At 59.7% G+C, this 15,347-nt stretch carries 17 protein-coding genes; 6 read left to right on the top strand and 11 right to left on the bottom strand.

Annotated features, from left to right (window positions below; genetic code table 11):
* Window positions 1–10 precede the first annotated feature (10 nt).
* The 7 genes from GKA01_RS07455 to GKA01_RS07425 all read right to left on the bottom strand — a co-directional run bounded on the left by GKA01_RS07455 (window position 11) and on the right by GKA01_RS07425 (window position 4,216).
* Window positions 11–934 carry a bifunctional riboflavin kinase/FAD synthetase gene (locus GKA01_RS07455; protein ID WP_146860924.1) on the bottom strand — a complete coding sequence of 308 codons (924 nt, stop codon included), beginning with the start codon at window positions 932–934 and terminating at the stop codon, window positions 11–13.
* Window positions 931–1,614: an acireductone synthase gene (gene mtnC, locus GKA01_RS07450; RefSeq protein WP_146860921.1), complete on the bottom strand. Its 684-nt coding sequence runs from the start codon at window positions 1,612–1,614 to the stop codon at window positions 931–933. The genes GKA01_RS07455 and mtnC overlap by 4 nt, the downstream gene beginning before the upstream one ends.
* A gap of 9 nt (window positions 1,615–1,623) precedes the next feature.
* Entirely contained in the window at window positions 1,624–2,169 is a 546-nt protein-coding gene (locus GKA01_RS07445; RefSeq protein WP_146860919.1) for a 1,2-dihydroxy-3-keto-5-methylthiopentene dioxygenase, read from the bottom strand.
* A 2-nt stretch (window positions 2,170–2,171) separates the two neighbouring features.
* The gene (locus GKA01_RS07440; RefSeq protein WP_146860916.1) at window positions 2,172–2,798 is read right to left on the bottom strand and encodes a methylthioribulose 1-phosphate dehydratase; all 627 of its coding nucleotides are present in this window, start codon (window positions 2,796–2,798) and stop codon (window positions 2,172–2,174) included.
* On the bottom strand, window positions 2,798–3,052 hold the full coding sequence (locus tag GKA01_RS07435; RefSeq protein WP_146860913.1) for a twin-arginine translocase TatA/TatE family subunit: 255 nt from the start codon (window positions 3,050–3,052) through the stop codon (window positions 2,798–2,800). The genes GKA01_RS07440 and GKA01_RS07435 overlap by 1 nt, the downstream gene beginning before the upstream one ends.
* Before the next feature lie 70 nt (window positions 3,053–3,122).
* Complete coding sequence (locus GKA01_RS07430; RefSeq protein WP_146860910.1) at window positions 3,123–3,599, bottom strand: CHAP domain-containing protein; 477 nt, start codon at window positions 3,597–3,599, stop codon at window positions 3,123–3,125.
* A 2-nt stretch (window positions 3,600–3,601) separates the two neighbouring features.
* The gene (locus tag GKA01_RS07425; RefSeq protein ID WP_146861079.1) at window positions 3,602–4,216 is read right to left on the bottom strand and encodes a regulatory protein RecX; all 615 of its coding nucleotides are present in this window, start codon (window positions 4,214–4,216) and stop codon (window positions 3,602–3,604) included.
* Window positions 4,217–4,281: 65 nt separating this feature from the next.
* On the opposite strand from GKA01_RS07425, the gene GKA01_RS07420 reads away from it, so the two are divergent.
* From GKA01_RS07420 to GKA01_RS07395, 6 genes are all read left to right on the top strand, one after another.
* A complete protein-coding gene (locus tag GKA01_RS07420) occupies window positions 4,282–5,859 on the top strand; it encodes a D-aminopeptidase (RefSeq protein ID WP_146860908.1) in 1,578 nt (525 codons plus the stop codon).
* Window positions 5,860–6,027: 168 nt separating this feature from the next.
* Window positions 6,028–7,224 carry an aspartate aminotransferase family protein gene (locus tag GKA01_RS07415; RefSeq protein ID WP_167495487.1) on the top strand — a complete coding sequence of 399 codons (1,197 nt, stop codon included), beginning with the start codon at window positions 6,028–6,030 and terminating at the stop codon, window positions 7,222–7,224.
* On the top strand, window positions 7,221–8,165 hold the full coding sequence (gene argF, locus GKA01_RS07410) for an ornithine carbamoyltransferase (protein WP_244289180.1): 945 nt from the start codon (window positions 7,221–7,223) through the stop codon (window positions 8,163–8,165). The genes GKA01_RS07415 and argF overlap by 4 nt, the downstream gene beginning before the upstream one ends.
* A complete protein-coding gene (gene hslO, locus GKA01_RS07405) occupies window positions 8,165–9,094 on the top strand; it encodes an Hsp33 family molecular chaperone HslO (protein ID WP_194265862.1) in 930 nt (309 codons plus the stop codon). Before argF ends, hslO begins: the two co-directional genes overlap by 1 nt.
* The gene (locus GKA01_RS07400) at window positions 9,091–10,128 is read left to right on the top strand and encodes a hypothetical protein (protein WP_146860902.1); all 1,038 of its coding nucleotides are present in this window, start codon (window positions 9,091–9,093) and stop codon (window positions 10,126–10,128) included. The genes hslO and GKA01_RS07400 overlap by 4 nt, the downstream gene beginning before the upstream one ends.
* A gap of 19 nt (window positions 10,129–10,147) precedes the next feature.
* Window positions 10,148–10,957 (top strand): hypothetical protein, encoded by an 810-nt coding sequence (locus tag GKA01_RS07395; protein WP_146860899.1) that lies wholly within the window; start codon window positions 10,148–10,150, stop codon window positions 10,955–10,957.
* Window positions 10,958–10,976: 19 nt separating this feature from the next.
* Here GKA01_RS07395 and GKA01_RS07390 read toward each other — a convergent pair whose 3' ends face one another.
* From GKA01_RS07390 to GKA01_RS07375, 4 genes are read right to left on the bottom strand one after another with little or no spacing between them, the layout of a single operon-like run.
* Entirely contained in the window at window positions 10,977–12,233 is a 1,257-nt protein-coding gene (locus tag GKA01_RS07390; RefSeq protein ID WP_146860896.1) for a glycine-rich domain-containing protein, read from the bottom strand.
* Window positions 12,233–12,919: a hypothetical protein gene (locus GKA01_RS07385; RefSeq protein ID WP_146860893.1), complete on the bottom strand. Its 687-nt coding sequence runs from the start codon at window positions 12,917–12,919 to the stop codon at window positions 12,233–12,235. Before GKA01_RS07385 ends, GKA01_RS07390 begins: the two co-directional genes overlap by 1 nt.
* 4 nt (window positions 12,920–12,923) lie before the next feature.
* Complete coding sequence (locus tag GKA01_RS07380; protein ID WP_146860890.1) at window positions 12,924–14,162, bottom strand: hypothetical protein; 1,239 nt, start codon at window positions 14,160–14,162, stop codon at window positions 12,924–12,926.
* Between the two features lie 42 nt (window positions 14,163–14,204).
* Entirely contained in the window at window positions 14,205–15,344 is a 1,140-nt protein-coding gene (locus GKA01_RS07375; RefSeq protein WP_146860887.1) for a baseplate J/gp47 family protein, read from the bottom strand.
* Between the last annotated feature and the right edge of the window lie 3 nt (window positions 15,345–15,347).

The raw sequence follows: 15,347 nt of genomic DNA, 5'->3' as shown, positions 1-15,347 counted from the left end.
AAATAAAAATTCAGACGTTCAGAAGGGATCGTGCCTGCGTCGCATCGGAGCCAATCTGGGCCTTGAGTTCGTCCAGACTGGAGAATTTCTTTTCCTCACGCAGCAGCGCGAGCAGGGCAACGCTGAGGGTCTGGCCGTACAAGTCTTCATTGAAGTCGAAGAGATGGACTTCAAGACGACTTTCTCGGCCGTCATTGATCGTGGGACGACGGCCGATATTGCCGACACCGGGGATCACCCGGCCATCGGGCAGTGTAACACGGGCAGCATAGACGCCGCGCGCGGGTTCGAGATGTTGAGTCAGGGGAATATTGGCCGTTGGAAAGCCGAGAAGACGCCCGCGCTGGTCTCCGTGCATGACGGGACCGATGACGCTCCAGAGACGGCCCAGTTCTTCGGCGGCGCGCTCTGGATAACCTTCCTGCAACAGGCGACGGATGCGACTAGAGGAAATCGGGCCGCCGTCATCGACAAGCTGGGGCACGATGGTTAGGCCGATTCCATGGGGCTTGAGGAGTGCTTCAAGACGGTCGATATTGCCGTGACGACGGTGGCCAAATGCGAAATCCGCACCACAGGCCACATGCGCCACACCGAGGCCCTTCACGAGAACATCGTTCACAAACCGGTCGGCGCTCAGACGGGAAAATTCCGTATCGAACGGGATCTGGAAGACGTGTTCAACGCCTTGGCCGCCGAGGGCTGCGGCGCGAACATCCGGCAGCATCAGGCGGAACGGCGGGTCCTGCGGCCGGAACAGTGTTCGAGGGTGCGGGTCGAACGTGACAACCGAGAGCGGATGATCGGGCCGCGCCATCCGCAATGTTTCGAGGAGATGCACATGGCCGCGATGTACGCCGTCGAAATTGCCAAGCGCTGCCACCGTATTGCGGGCGGAGGCAGGGATATCGCGCCAGTCCGTGTGCAGGATCATGCGACGGGCACGCCAAACTGACTGGAAACGGCGTTCAGGTCGGGAGCCTGTGCGACATCCGGATGCGGGACGGTGCCATCCTGTTCTCGAACGAGCTGGCAGACGCTCATGCCCGCTGTCCGGGCAGCGTCCAGTTCGGCTCCGATATCGGACAGGAACAGGATCTGCTCTGCAGGCAGGCCGACGGCGGCAGTGATCTTCTCGTAGGAGGCTGCGTCTTTTTTCCCGCCGGTCGAAAGATCGAAAAAATCCTCAAACAGAGGCGTCAGATCGCCCTGTGCTGTATGGCCGTAGAGCAGTTTTTGCGACGAGATGGAACCGGACGAGTAGACCGCCAGACGCAGGCCGCCTTTCGACCATGCTTTAAGAGCGGGTGGCACATCCGGATACAGGTCGGCCCGAAGGGTGCCGTCCTCGAACCCCTGACGCCAGGTCAGGCCCTGAAGCGTCTTCAGGGGAGCTGCCTTCACGTCCGCCTTCATCCAGTCCTGACAGACTTTCAGCGGGTCCTGTCCCGGATGTTCCATGACAATATCCGCGCGCGCCGCCACGACCGTCGGGTTCGTGTGGTCCTGCATCAGGGCCGGAAGGGCTTTCGCGGCATAAGGGAACATGACGTCCCGCACGAAAGAGATCGGCAGGGTTGTGCCCTCGATATCAAGCAGGACGAGACGGATCATGGGGGACTTTCAGGGAACTTCAGCGGGGAAGCGGTTGGCGATGTCATCGCCGGTATATTGCGCGATCCAGCCGGTCGTGTCGGTGAAGACACGCAGGGCCACCACGTCCGGATTCGGCCCGGCGTCGAACCAGTGCGGGATGCCTGCGGGAACAGAGATCAGGTCCCCTTGGGTGCACAAGACGGAATAGACGCGCCCTCGGATATGCAGGACGAACGCGCCCTGCCCGTGCACGAAGAAGCGGACTTCGTCTTCGCTGTGGGTATGCTCGGACAGAAACTTTTTCCGGAGTTCCGGAAGGTTTGGCGTGGACGCGTTGATCCGCACCACGTCCGCACTGCCTGCGCCTGTCTCACCCATCAGTGTGTCGAGATAGGGGCGATAGACCTCTAGAACCTCTTCCGTCGGGGCATTGGGGGCCGGTGTGACCGGAGCGGACCAGCGATCGAAACGGATGTTGTGAGGACGCAGGGTTTCCGCGATTTCGCCGGGTGTGGTGACGTCCAGCAGGATCGTATCGGGGGCATCGTCACGATATACAGTCAGACGGCTCATGGTCAGGCCTTTCTCTGCAGACGAGCGAGCTCGCAGGCCAATAGGAACTCAAGCCCCTCAAGGCGCGCAAGAGCCGTGAACATGTCCTTACCCCAGACATAGACACCGTGACCACGGATCAGATAGCCTAAACGCATGTCCGCAAGCTTTGGGGCGACGACTGTGGCCAAACGGGCAATGTCCTGATCATTGTGAAACAGGGGCAGTTCAAGGCTGGTGTCGTGGGTCGTCTGGCCTTCGAAGACCTTGAGGACTTCATAGCCCGCCAGTGTGATCGCGTCGGACGGTTCATCCATGGAGAGGATGGTCGCGGCGACGGAATGGCCATGCAGAACGGCGCCGATCGCGGGGTCATGGGCGTAAAGCTGCGTATGCAGCAGCGTTTCCGCACTCGCGCGATTGGCAGGATCGACCGGCACGCCATCCGGCGTGATCTCGATAACGTCACTGTCCGTCAGGAAGCCTTTATGACCACCTGAGCGGGTGATCGCAATCCGACCATCAGGCAGGCGGCAGGATAGGTTTCCAGCCGTTGCCGGCACCCAGCCACGCTGGTCCATCCGCTGGCCGGCCTGCACGATCTGACGGCAGGCATTGCCCCAGTTTTCATCAGCCTTGAGAGTCTGCATCAGGCCTGGTTGCGATGGGTTTCGCTGGTGGTTGTCTGGCTATAGCCGGGATTCTGGTTCGGCGGAGAAATATGACCTGGCGACTGCGGGGCGTCCGTCGTGGTCATGGATTCATCGTCGGCCATGTTCTTCTTGAAGGACTTGATACCCTTCGCGAAGTCTCCCATCAGGCCGCTGATCTTGCCGCCGCCGCCAAACACGACGAGCAGGACGACCGCCAGGATCAGCCAGTGAACGGGGCTCATGCTACCCATAGTGTATACTCCGAAAAGCCAAGGCTTCCCCTCATGTGGCAAGGCTTGGACGATTGTGCAAGCGTTCCTCTCAGGAAGAGTCGTCACTGTCCCGTGGGGAAATGAAGCCGTAAGTCGGATAGGAACGCCTTCCCAGACCATGAACCGGTGCCCACCAGACGCGGACCTGCGTCCAATCATTGCTGGCCGAGACGTCCGTGACGGGAACGGCGCGATCAATGCGTCCAGGTTCCCAGTTGGCGTGATCGACGAGGATCGTGCGATCCGAGACCTGTCGGCGCACGATGGAAACATGACCACTCGGGACACGGGACGTGGCGCGGAAAACCAGTACTTCTCCGGGACGGGGCGTATGGGTGTGGGCATAGCGCCCGCTGGACTGCCCCCACCATGAAGCCGCGCTTCCTCTCAGTTTCAGCCCGGTGCGTTCGCGGGCATAGGGCGCGCATTGCAACGGGCCGTTAAAGCTGGCGCGGCTGTATTCGTAGCGGTTGCCACAGGCTGCGAGCATCACGAGAAGGCCGAGCGGCAGGAAGCGGAATGTCATGCTCACAGACTCCGGAAGGCGATAATGCGGTCTTCTGCCTCATCGGGGTCCATGTCGAGCACGCTCTGCGCAACATCGCGTGAAAAGCCGTTCCGGGCGAAGACTCCAAGCCCCCTGAGGGGATCATCGTCTTCACGGTCGGGCCTCTGGAACGGGCCGAGGCGGCGTTTGCGGGCCAGAACGAGGGCGGCCGCGAGTTCCGCTTCCCGTGCGGTGCTGTCCGAGCGTTCGCCCAGCGAGTCGTTAAGGGCGTCGCGGACCGTGTCCTGATCGACACCCTTGTTGGCGAGATGGGCTTCCACCGCTCGCCGGGAGCGGCCGGTGCGGGTCAGGCTGGTGGCGCGACTGCGGGCATAACCTGCATCATCCACGGCGCCCAGATCGGTCATGGACGCGACGATTGCATCGATGACAGGGCGGACAGCCGCAATAGCGGATTCGATATCTTCGTTTGGCAGCCCCGCCCGGGAAGCGCGAACGCCCCAGCGGCGCAAGCGACGATCCAGCACCTGACGCAGGCCCTGTTCGGTCGTGGCGAAGCGGGCGAGATGCGCCAGCGCGGCCTCACGCAGGGACGCGGCATCCGGAACGGGGGGCGGGGCGGGATTGTCCTCCATGATGGGACAACTATGCAGGGTGAAAGGCATTTACGGCAAGACGGTCTGGAGCCATCATTCCATCCATGAGTGATTCACTTTTTACCCGCGTTGAAGCGGCCATCTCCGCCCTCCCTGCCCGCTTTCCCGGCCCCGGCGGGGCTGTGGCCGTTCTGAAGGACGGTGAGGTTCTGGTCCGGCATGGCTGGGGCTATGCGAATGTGGAGCGGCGCATTCCGTTCACGCCTTCCACGCTGTTTCGCATGTGCTCCATCACCAAACAGTTCACCTGCGGCACGCTGCTGGATCTGTATGACGATCCGTCGGAGCTGGACGCGGATGTGGATGCGCGGCTGCCGCAGCTCGACGAGCCTTCGCCGGGAATGCTGCATCTGGCGCATAACCAGTCGGGCCTGCGGGATTACTGGGCCGTAGCGATGCTGCATGGCGCGCCCATCGAAGGGGATTTCGGAGACCGCGAGGCCCGGCGTGTCATTGAGGGAACGCGGACGCTCCAGTTTCAGCCCGGCACGTCCTATTCCTATGTAAACCAGAATTTCCGGCTGATTTCCGACATTCTTCAGGACCGGACAGAACGCAGCTTTGCCGAACTGCTCCAGACATCCATTTTCAATCCGGTGGGCATGGAACGCGCCATTCTGGCCGCCGATACGCGTGCCATGCCGGATGGGACAGTCGGCTATGAAGGAACCGTGGAGAGCGGTTTCCGCCCGGCGGTCAACAATGTCATCTGGACGGGAGATGCCGGGCTTGGGGCGTCTCTGGAAGACATGATCGCCTGGGAGCGGTTCATTGATGCCACACGTGAAGCGCCGGACAGTCTGTACCGGCGTTTGACCGCGCCGGTGACGTTCAGCGACGGTCAGGCCGCGCCTTATGGATTCGGCCTGCAACGCAGCACGATGTTCGGACGGGATGTGACGATGCATGGCGGCGCGTTGCGGGGCTGGCGCTCCCATCGACTGCACGTCGCGTCCGAGCGTCTGTCAGTCGTGGTAATGTTCAATCACATGAGCGCAGCACAGGTTGCGGCGGCGCAGATTCTGGCAGCGGCTCTGGGCGTTCCCTATGAGCCGGACCGCAGCACGCAGCCTCCGACTGCGCTGTATGGGACCTATCTGGAGCGGGAGACGGGACTGTCGGCCCGAATCGAACCTGCACCTGGTGGAGCAACGCTGCGCTATCTGATGGTGCCGGAGGCTCTGGAAGGGATTTCGGCAACGCGGGCCGAAGCGGGATCCGTCGTCGTAAAGGCTCAGGAGACTGCGGAGGGGCCGGAAGTCGTGGTGGAGCGCCCGGGAGAAAACCGGACGAGCCTCCTCATGCGCTGTGACGAGACGCCCGGCGAGGATATTGCCGAACTGGCTGGCGTCTATCGCTGCGAGGAGCTGGACGAAGCCGAAGTCACCATCACACTGGCGGGTGGCGTAGTTTATGGCGGCTTTTCGGGAATCCTAGGCGATGGACGAATGGAAATGCTCCAGCGTCTGGCAAAGGATGTGTGGGTTCTGCCCTGCCCGCGCGCACTCGATCACACGGCTCCCGGAGACTGGACCCTGGCATTCGAGCGGCAGGGCGGCAGCGTGACGGCAGTGCGGGTCGGGTGCTGGCTGGCACGGGATCTGCTGTATCAACGGGTCTGATCTGCCGTGTTGACCGCCACATTCCGGCACGCCGGGGTTTGACGGAACCCCGTTCTGCCCTTCACTATGCACGGGCGGAATTTGAAGCCCTGCTCCGGGCAACCGGAGCAGGGTTTTGCGATTCCGCATAAACCGTTTCGTTTTCAACCAGATATTCAGAGATCCATCATGATCCCCGCGCTGATGCCGAATTACAAACGTGCCGACCTCGCTTTCGAGCAGGGCGAAGGCGTCTGGCTGACGGCGACGAACGGGCGACGATATCTGGATTTCGGGGCCGGCATTGCCGTGACTTCGCTGGGACATGCCCATCCGAAACTGGTTAAAACCATTGCGGAACAGGCCGCGAAGGTCATGCATGTCTCGAACCTGTACCGGGTTCCGCAGGCGGAGGCGCTGGCGGAACTGCTGGTGCAGAATACGTTCGCGGATTCCGTGCTGTTCTGCAATTCGGGCGCCGAGGCCAATGAAGGCATGGTCAAGATGATCCGCCGCGCCCAGTTCGAGAACGGGCATCCGGAGCGGACCAGCATCCTGTGCTTTGACGGGGCCTTCCACGGCCGGACGCTCGCCATGATCTCGGCGACGGGCAATCCCGCCTATCAGAAGGGCTTTGGCCCTGTGGTGGAAGGGTTCGACCATGCGCCGTTCAACAACACCAACACGCTGCGTGAGGCCATTACGCCGCACACGGCGGGCATCATCGTCGAGCCTGTTCAGGGCGAGAGCGGTATCAAGCCCGCAACGCGCGAGTTCATGGAAGGGCTGCGCGCCGTCTGTGACGAATACGGGCTGTATCTGGGTTTTGATGAAGTCCAGACGGGCGTTGGCCGGACGGGCAAGCTATTTGCACATGAATGGTATGGCATCCGTCCGGACGTGATTTCAGTGGCCAAAGGCATTGGCGGTGGCTTCCCGCTTGGCGCCGTTCTTGCGACGGAAGAGCTGGCGCGACACCTGACACCGGGCTCCCACGGGACGACCTTTGGCGGCAATCCGCTGGCTTGCGCAGCCGGGGTTACCGTTCTGGAAGAAATCCTGAGCCCCGACTTTCTGGAGCATGTTCGCACGGTCGGAGACGCGTTCGGCAAGATGCTGGAAGACGTTGTCAGCCGCTCGGAAGGCGTTTTCGACAATGTCCGCGGTCTTGGACTGATGCGCGGCCTGCACTGTGTGCCGCCGGTCGCTGACGTCATGCAGGCCGTTCTGGATCAGGGACTCCTGACAGTAGGCGCGGGGGACAATGTGCTGCGTCTTGTTCCGCCGCTGATCGTCACAGAAGCCGAATGCCGTGAGGCCTGCGAGCGGCTGCTGAAGGCCGCCCTGTCCCTGAAAGCCTCTGCCGCGCAGGAGAAAGTATCGTGAGCGCGACAACATCCCCCCGGCACTTTCTGGATCTGCGCGATTTCAGCCCCGAAATCATCAGGCAGATCATCGACCTTTCAGCGAAGGTCAAGGCCATGCAGAACGGGCGGCGTCAGCCTCTGCATCCGGATCGCCCGCTGGAAGGCCGTACCCTCGGCCTGATCCTCGCCCAGCCTTCGACGCGCACCCGCGTGTCGTTCGAGGTCGGGATGGGGCAACTTGGCGGGTCCGTTTCAGTCCTTTCGCCGGGCGACATGCAGCTTGGCCGGGGCGAGACGGTGGCCGACACGGCCCGCGTCCTGTCGCGCTTTCTGGACGTGATAGTGCTGCGGACCGGGAATGACGCCAATCTGCGCGAACTGGCGGAATGGAGCTCGGTTCCGGTCATCAACGGCCTGACGCCCGTCTCCCATCCGATCCAGATTCTGGCGGATGTCCTAACGTTCGAGGAACATCGCGGGCCGATCCGCGGCAAAACGCTGGCCTGGATCGGGGACGGCAACAACGTCGCGACATCCCTGATGGAAGGCGCGGCCCTGCTGGGCTTCAATGTCCGTCTGGCAACGCCGGAAGGGTTCGCGCCCAATCCGGACGCCGTGGCGTGGGCAAGGGCCCATGGTGCGACGATCGAGATCTTCCGTGACCCCGCGGAAGCCGTCACGGGCGCGGATGCAGTGCTGACGGATACCTGGGTCAGCATGGGGGACAAGGACCGTGAAACGCGCCTCAAGGTGTTCCAGCCCTATCAGGTCGATACGGCGCTGATGGCAAAAGCTGCGCCCGATGCCCTGTTCCTGCACTGCCTGCCTGCCCATATCGGAGAGGAAGTGACGCCGGAGGTCTTTGAAGGCCAGGCGTCCGTTGTCTTCGATGAGGCGGAAAACCGCCTGCACACGCAGAAGGGCCTGCTGCTCTGGGCTCTTGGGAAAGAAAACGGTTGATGGATACACCACCTTTCCTCGACACGAACCGACCTGACGTTCCGAACATGGTCGTCTCGGGCGGCGTTACGCCCTTTTATCTGGAACGCTCCCCGGTCCGGGGACGTCTGGTGCGGCTTGGGCCTCTGGCAGATGCCATCCTGTCGCGGCATGACAATCCCGATGCGGTTTCGCAGCTTGGGGGAGAGGCACTGGCCCTCGTGGCGGCCATGGTGTCGGCCCTAAAGTTCAAGGGGGCCTTTTCCCTCCAGATCAAGGGCGACGGTCCGGTTTCAATGCTGGTGACGGATGCCACAGACAGCGGGGATCTGCGGTTCTTCGCACGTCTGCGCGAGGATGTGGACCGGGATGCCCTCCCTGAGACGGCCAAGAGCCTTCTGGGGGACGGCTACATGGCGTTCACCATTGACCAGGGGCCGGACATGGACCGGCATCAGGGCATCGTGAATCTGACCGGCACGACGCTGGCGGACATGGCCGTGAACTATTTCCAGACCAGCGAGCAGCATGACTGCTGGATCCGGCTGTTCTGTGCGAAATCGGCCGATGGATGGAAGGCCGGGGCGCTTGTTCTGGAGCGGATCGCGGCAGAAGGCGGGGTCGAGGCGTCCGAACAGGATGAGGATGCTTGGGAAACTGCCTGTACGCTGGCCACGACAGTGACGGAGCAGGAAATCCTTGATCCGGACCTGTCCAACGAGCGCCTGATCCAACGGCTTTTCGGCACGCTGGACGTCCGCGTAGGAACGCCGCGCGCCCTGGCTTATGGCTGCCGGTGCAGCCGGGCGAGGCTGGCCTCCGTTCTGGAGACATTCCCGGAAGACGACCTCGACCACATGGTCGAAAATGGCGCCATCACGATGAACTGTGAATTCTGCAATGTCGGTTTCCGCTTTACGCGCGGGGAACTGGGAGAACGGACTGCATGACGCTGCCCCTGCTTGATGGTGTGAAGCTCGATGGCTTTCCAGTCGAGCAGCTTTATCCCGGCTGGAGCCCTGCCAGTCGGACACCAGTCGCGGACGATTTCACTGTCATGGTTTTTGCCGAGGAGGAGACCGGTCGGAAAGCGTGCTGGTGGCTTGAAGGAGATGATTACACGGCGAGCCATCTCCTTGCCCTGGAACCGTCTGTACAGGCCCGACTTCTAAAAGCCATGGATCCTGTTTTCTGGCCTTTGGCAACGGGAGTTTTAGGCGCAGTTCTGCCTGAGGGGGAGGCACCATCTTGTGGCAGCCTTCCCGAAATTGCCGTCAACGAACTCTCAGGTTCATGGTTGGGCGGTTTTGCGCCTCACACGCTGTTACTCGCATCCGGTCATGCTGACAGCGGAGAAGCCCTTGTCTGTCAGAATGGTCGACGGATTGCCGAAAACCGGATGACAGCCCTTCTGTCCGCCCAGCGTGAAAGCGGACGCAAAAATGGGCCGTTGATCGTTTCATCACCTTTTACGGCCTTGCCACTCCTGGCGCAGATCACGTTTCAGGCGGATAACCTGAGTATCAGCCGATTTCAGGACGACGGAACGGTTTTCTATCTCGCCTGGAATGACAACCTTCCAGACAGCCGTCCGTCGTTTTACTATCCAGACGCTCCATTACTGATCAGCGACGATCCGGGCGCGGCCGTCATTCCCGGACTTGTTCTGAGCTGGTATGCTCGTCATCCTGAGCATGTCACGCTTATTCGCGAGGCCAAACCATTCAAAGCAGAGGATTTCGGTGTGGGGCAGGCTTCAGGTCTGAAGCTGACGCCTGCTGAGAGTTTTTCTGGCGACGTCGCTGCCGAACAGAACCGAGAGAACCAGCTCTCGCATTCTCCTATATCCCCCCTGAAAGATCAGGAGGCCCGCTCTCTAGACAAGGCTTCCGCTCCTCAGCCTCAGCCTCAGCCTCAGCCTCAGCCTCAGCCAGCTAAGCAAGGCCTTAAGAATCGTATCAAATCCCTTTTCGGGCGTCAGTGAGCTTCCTTAGGAGACGGATATGCGTTTACGTTACTGGAGCGGTCTGGGAGCCTTGGCGCTCTCTTTGAGTGTTGGCGCATGCTCTGATGGCGATGCGGAGCAGTCTTTTCCGCCTCTCGACTACGGCTATCTCTCCCAGATCCACCTGAACGTGGGCTCTGTGGATGTTCATGATGAAGCGCCTGCAACGCCAGACTCCCTGTCGGCCAAGGCACCCATTGCCCCGGACGAAGCATTGAAAGCCATGGCTGCGCAGCGTCTGGTGGCCAGCGGCGTTTCCGGAAAGGCAGATTTCATCATCAAGCAGGCCTACCTGAATCGTGCTGGCGACAATGCGATAACAGGTGCCATGGATGTTCAGCTGAACGTCGCTGATGCCGGAAACCAGCACACAGGATTTGTGCATGCACGCATCACGCGCAAACTGGACACGGGAGATCGCGATCCGACGTCTCGCAGGGAACTGTACAATCTGACCAGCCAGATGATGCAGGACATGAATGTGGAACTGGAATTTCAAATCCGCAAAAAGCTCATGTCCTGGATGACGGATGCCACAGGGACACCTCTTGTCAATGGTGGTGTACAGCAACAGACACTTGGAGTCCCTGGTACCGGGCAATCGACGGCACCCGCTCCGCAGACAACGAATACGTCATTCAATACTTCTGCCGGCGGAGGAAAAGCCACCTCCCCGATTGCAACCGCAAACGGTCCGGACGCCATTTTCCCAACGGGAACAGATGCCGAAACATCCTCCGATACGCAGCATTCCCCCCAACCGGGAACGTTACAGTTACCTTCAAAAGACAGTGCTACGACGCACTGATCAGCCCTCTCTACGTTTTTTAGGGTAGGAAACGATACAGGACACAGCCCTGATATCCTGCCCCACCACCAGAGACGGTGCCATCGGCAGTCGCTGAATAGGACCCACCTCCACCCGCTCCATAACGTGTGGCGTTTCGGCCTCCCTGATTGCCGCAACGCCCTGCTCCACCCCACGGGCCATCTCCTCCATATCCGGAAAATGTATAGGCGTTACACTGCCCGTCCCCCCCGGACGTACCGCTCTGATTCCAGACTGTGCCACCGGAGGCATTTCCTCCGACACCACCCGCTGATCCGGTAGTGGAATAAAATGTTCCTCCCTGACCACCTTCAGCCTGCAAAAGAGTCTGTCCGTTATAACTGACCAGCGAGGTTCCTCCTGTCTGTTCGGACTCTCCCCCATTGCCAACGGTAATTGCCAGTCCATTTCCTTGATTTGGGCTGACCACATAAATTCCCCAGGCGTCACCGCCGCCGCCGCCGCCTGCACCCGAGAATGAACTGGCTGTCGTCGTCGCCTGCGAGCCTGCACCACCGCCGCCACCGCCAATGACACGCAACTCCACACGGGATGCCCAGGCAGGAACCAAAATCGACCCGTTACCCGTCACAAGGGTCATGGGTTCCGTAGACGCCTTGAGAAGAGCCTGCGTTGCAAGTTCAGGGATGGTTGGCCAGAAAATCTGCCCTGGCTGCACCGTGACACCCGCAAGACTAGTAGCCCCCTGAGGCACCACAATCGTATACAGAGCCACCACATAGCCGCCAACTGGAGCAATCGGGGGAGTTGTTGCAGCCACCAAAGTAATCACGCCTGACCGTCTGACCGGCAAAGCACCACCGCTGTTTCTGATACCCGCCTGTGTCTGGGAAGGATTGCTGGCATTGAAAAACGGCAACACTGTCGGATCGGCATCCTGCTCCGAACAGACGGCATAAACCGTATAGGTATTTCCCGTTCCGGGCAGCGTAACCGTCTGGGCTGCAGGGCTGCAGTATTGACAGGTCACGGCGGTTGTGTCCGCCCCCAGCCCCCCTCCGTTACCTCCGATTGTAGAAACATCCATGACGCCCGGGGCAATGATGGAGCCCGCATAGATCGTCAGGCTCAACGTGCTAGAAGAGACTGCATATCCCAGCCCCGAAGCGGCAGCCACGTTGGAGCCATACAGCATTGATGCCAGATTTCCGAACGCGGCTTTGGTGTAACGGCCAGCACGCAGGAGATCAGTATCAAGCGGGATTGATCCCGCATAAACGATTGCCCGATCCATTAATTCTTCACCTTGATCCAGCCGGTAACGCCCATGGCTGCCGTCTGATCGACGGCGCGGCAGATAACTGCCAGGTCCGCGGCTTTTCCCAACTGCGTTTCTACAAAAAACTGACCACCCAGCAGACTTCCGTAACGCAGGCCAGCCGCACCGTAACCATATCCGCCTCCCATCGCGGGAGACGGCATGCAGGCCAGAGCATGGCAGTCTGCGGCGTTCATCGTTTCAATAATCACCGGCTGCACACCCGTTACGGCCATGATCGCATTCGTCACAGCCTGACGTGTATTGCGCTCGGCAAAAAGGGAGGCCCGGATACGTCGACGATATAAAATATCCGGTTCCGAAGTCTGTCTCACCAGACCGCTTTCACCAAAATAGTCTTCAGCCGCCATATCCAGGAAAGCGCCGCTCATCGTCGCCAGACGCATCTGCTGCGAGCATTCCAGCATCAACTGCCAGATCCCGGCCAGAACAGTACCAAAACCTTTCAGGAGAGCAGCCAGCACAGGGGCAGCTTCTTCATCGAGCCCCTGAGCTTCCGGCGGAAACCATCCTGCAGGGAGCAGTCGTCTCAGTCTGCCTGCAAAATCGTCTACTGATCCCGGAGAAGGACCAGTATCAAAAAGAATGCTGCCATCCGAAGCCCGCAGGATATTCCTGTCTTCATCATAAAGAATACCCATGCCGTCATCCTCCGACCTGAGTGGGACCCATCAGCGGAATACGATAATCAGAACCATTGATGTTGATATGGAGGAAGCCTCCATCAGCTACGGTCGGCATCGTACCGCCCACCCCCGTAACCGGAGACGTTATCTGCAACTCCCCTCCACTTGCAGGAAAGAGCCCCAGATTTCCGGAACCGCCCGTTCCCTCCTGAACATAGAGACCCGCAGCCTGTGTTCCCGCCCCTGCCTGAACCTGCAGAGCGTTTGTCGGGCTTGCAATACTGGAGACCGAGAAAAGCGTTTCACCATCGATATTGGAGAACAGGATCCCGTTATCCGTAAATTCCTGTCGCGTGCCATTGGAGCGTTCCGTAACAGTGGAACGGATGAACGCTCCAACGTTCGCTCCCGCCACCCCTGAAACAGTCTCGGGGGTATGCCATTCGATGGCCTGATTGCGAGACAAGGAAACTGCCGATGCGTATCCTGTGTCTTTACCATCGGTCCCGGTCAGTGATTGGGCACCAAAGACAATTCCGGTCTGCCAAGAATTAGGATTTGAGACAAAGACCAGCCCTGCCGCAGCATCCGATGTTCCGGATGTCTGCCCTCCGCCCGCACCAAGCTGGATACCGTAGACCCCCCCTCCAACATTGGGCGCATAAGGCGTCGACTGCCCCACAGCAAGGCCACCAAAATTGACCGCTTCGAGCTCCATCCCGAAAGTGGGCTGATAATCCACTCCCGACATGCGCCAGGCCTCGCCATAATAAGCATAGGCCGTCGTCGTCGTAGGATTGGTAGTATCATCAGCAATCCCCCATGATGCGACCCCGATAGTGCTGGGTTGAAAACCGAGAACTGAGGCTCCGCTCAACGCATCCGACGTTCGCGAACCCGCTACAAAGGCACTGTTTCCGAACTGGGCAACGGAGGCGCATTGTGCATCCTGCAACGCCCAGGGACCAATGGACGTTGCCGCCATCGTCTCGGAGAGCCAGTCATATTGCGAAGAACTGGCACGATCACTCAAAGCAGGGTTTTCCGCAGCAACACCCACCAGAAGCCGATCCGCAAACCGTTTTATCTGCGCCCCCTTGTCGGAGTAAAACTGACCACTGGCCTCAATGGTTACAGGAGCTTCAATTACCTGAGATACAGTGGCGGTGACTGTTCGGGTGCCGGTGGCATCTGCCAGAACAAGAACTTCTTCTCCCGTCAGGGACTCAAGTTTTGGATAAGTATTAAAAACAGCCATGAGAATTCCTCATCCTTTTCGATAGAGCCAGATTCCGGATTCTCAGCCCTGAGTGACATTGATCTGAATGCTTCCGACAACAAGCGCCTGATTGCCATTTGCAGGAATATCGGCCTGCTCTCCATTCAGACGCACATTCAGAACCGACGATACTGAAACGCCTGCTCCTACATAGGCCAGATAAGACAGACGACTGTAAGGGTAGCCGTCGCCAACAGCCATTGAAGCAATATCCTGCGCTATCACCGACTGAATGGCACTCTCTGCCTGTTGGACCGGTACCGAAGAAGGCACCACGACATCCATGGAAACACTGATGCTCAGAACCTGAGGCGCCTGCACACCAAACCCGACCCCCAGCGCGCGGACCGTCTCAATCACACCATAAACTTCGGACAAAAGCTGATCCGATGGGACGCCACTTCCGTCGTTAATAACAGCCGTGAAATACCCGCTCCTTGCCACGCCCGCCGCATCGATACCATCACGCAATGAATAGCTTAAATCAGACTGGACATTGGCAATCGCATTCCCAACTGCTGCCCGGCTTGCAGAAGCTTTGGCAGCAAGCCAGAGCGGAAACCGCGTTCTCAACTGCGCATCCGTCTCCTGATCCGAACCATTCAGGAAAGCAGCAGGATTCGTTACGGTATCAAGGCCAGATACTGCCGTACCCATGAGACAGATCGCCCCGATCGATACATTCCCTGAGGCACCAGCAACCTGACATGCAACTGGTACCGACAGGCTGGAAACACCAGCAGCCCGAACATATCCGCCTGCGGATTCAGACCAGGCAGAAAGGGATTGATCCTTCGTTACGGCAAACGAAATACCACCTACGGTGCGAACAATGACCCCCGGCGGAACAACCGCGGACTGGTCACTGGCGGTAAACGATGCAAACGTCACCAATCCTGTCGACGGCGTTCCAGCCAGTCGGGTCATACCAAAATCGTTAACAAAACTATCGCAATCAGACCCCACAGATGTTGCCAGCCGGGTCTTCAGCAGAAACTGCAGCACCAGATACTGCAGCCACAGCCCCACACCACCGACACTTTCCATCAACGCACGGACAGGAGATCCAACGGACACATCAAGCAGTTGCGAACAGGATGCCTGCGCGGTGGTGACAGCAGTTGAAACAGTCGTGGAAAAAGAACGTAAGGAGAGAGACATCGC

The sequence above is a fragment of the Gluconobacter kanchanaburiensis NBRC 103587 genome (genome assembly GCF_007988905.1).
Taxonomy (GTDB): Bacteria; Pseudomonadota; Alphaproteobacteria; order Acetobacterales; family Acetobacteraceae; genus Gluconobacter; species Gluconobacter kanchanaburiensis.
The sequence above is the reverse complement of the archived record's forward strand: the minus strand, read 5'-3'. Positions and strand labels throughout refer to the sequence as shown.

Bases quoted from the DNA above. Each gene is read 5' to 3' on its own strand.
- GKA01_RS07455 (WP_146860924.1), bottom strand. From the start codon at position 934: ATGATCCTGCACACGGACTGGCGCGATATCCCTGCCTCCGCCCGCAAT.
- mtnC (WP_146860921.1), bottom strand. From the start codon at position 1,614: ATGATCCGTCTCGTCCTGCTTGATATCGAGGGCACAACCCTGCCGATC.
- GKA01_RS07445 (WP_146860919.1), bottom strand. From the start codon at position 2,169: ATGAGCCGTCTGACTGTATATCGTGACGATGCCCCCGATACGATCCTG.
- GKA01_RS07440 (WP_146860916.1), bottom strand. From the start codon at position 2,798: ATGCAGACTCTCAAGGCTGATGAAAACTGGGGCAATGCCTGCCGTCAG.
- GKA01_RS07435 (WP_146860913.1), bottom strand. From the start codon at position 3,052: ATGGGTAGCATGAGCCCCGTTCACTGGCTGATCCTGGCGGTCGTCCTG.
- GKA01_RS07430 (WP_146860910.1), bottom strand. From the start codon at position 3,599: ATGACATTCCGCTTCCTGCCGCTCGGCCTTCTCGTGATGCTCGCAGCC.
- GKA01_RS07425 (WP_146861079.1), bottom strand. From the start codon at position 4,216: ATGGAGGACAATCCCGCCCCGCCCCCCGTTCCGGATGCCGCGTCCCTG.
- GKA01_RS07420 (WP_146860908.1), top strand. From the start codon at position 4,282: ATGAGTGATTCACTTTTTACCCGCGTTGAAGCGGCCATCTCCGCCCTC.
- GKA01_RS07415 (WP_167495487.1), top strand. From the start codon at position 6,028: ATGATCCCCGCGCTGATGCCGAATTACAAACGTGCCGACCTCGCTTTC.
- hslO (WP_194265862.1), top strand. From the start codon at position 8,165: ATGGATACACCACCTTTCCTCGACACGAACCGACCTGACGTTCCGAAC.
- GKA01_RS07400 (WP_146860902.1), top strand. From the start codon at position 9,091: ATGACGCTGCCCCTGCTTGATGGTGTGAAGCTCGATGGCTTTCCAGTC.
- GKA01_RS07395 (WP_146860899.1), top strand. From the start codon at position 10,148: ATGCGTTTACGTTACTGGAGCGGTCTGGGAGCCTTGGCGCTCTCTTTG.
- GKA01_RS07390 (WP_146860896.1), bottom strand. From the start codon at position 12,233: ATGGATCGGGCAATCGTTTATGCGGGATCAATCCCGCTTGATACTGAT.
- GKA01_RS07385 (WP_146860893.1), bottom strand. From the start codon at position 12,919: ATGGGTATTCTTTATGATGAAGACAGGAATATCCTGCGGGCTTCGGAT.
- GKA01_RS07380 (WP_146860890.1), bottom strand. From the start codon at position 14,162: ATGGCTGTTTTTAATACTTATCCAAAACTTGAGTCCCTGACGGGAGAA.
- GKA01_RS07375 (WP_146860887.1), bottom strand. From the start codon at position 15,344: ATGTCTCTCTCCTTACGTTCTTTTTCCACGACTGTTTCAACTGCTGTC.